At 57.3% G+C, this 433-nt stretch carries 1 protein-coding gene; it reads right to left on the reverse strand.

Going from position 1 to position 433, the window contains the following annotated elements; genetic code table 11:
* Positions 1–433 (reverse strand): hypothetical protein (locus tag R5268_RS19385; RefSeq protein ID WP_410795849.1); only part of this gene is annotated, 433 nt, incomplete at both ends.

Below are 433 nucleotides of genomic sequence, written 5' to 3' on the forward strand. Positions count from 1 at the left end.
ACTCAAAGCGGTAGGATTCGTCTTTCTCATTCACCAGCGCTTTCAGCCGCCCGAAACGATCATAACGGAACCCGAGACGATGCCCCGCCGGGTCGGTACGCTCTGTGATTTGCCCGAAGATATTACGGGCGAAGGTGATTTTTTTATCGCCGCTGTCGGTAAACCCGGTGACACGCCCGGCATCGTCGTAAGAATAGCGGTTATCCCTGCCGTCAGGTAATTCCTCACGCAGCAACTGCCCGCCTTCCGACCAGTGATAGCGGGTGGTCTGGCTCAGTGCATTAGTGATGGTGATCAGTTGCCCGCGGTCATCATAGGCCAGCGTGGTGTGATAACCGGAGCAGTCGGTATAGCGGGTCAGCTGCCCGCGCGCATTATAGCGGTAACGGGTGATACTGCCGGACGGATCCGTCTGCTGAAGACAATCCCCCTG

This window comes from Morganella sp. BCCO 40_0007 (assembly GCF_032989665.1).
Taxonomy (GTDB): Bacteria; Pseudomonadota; Gammaproteobacteria; order Enterobacterales; family Enterobacteriaceae; genus Morganella; species Morganella sibonii.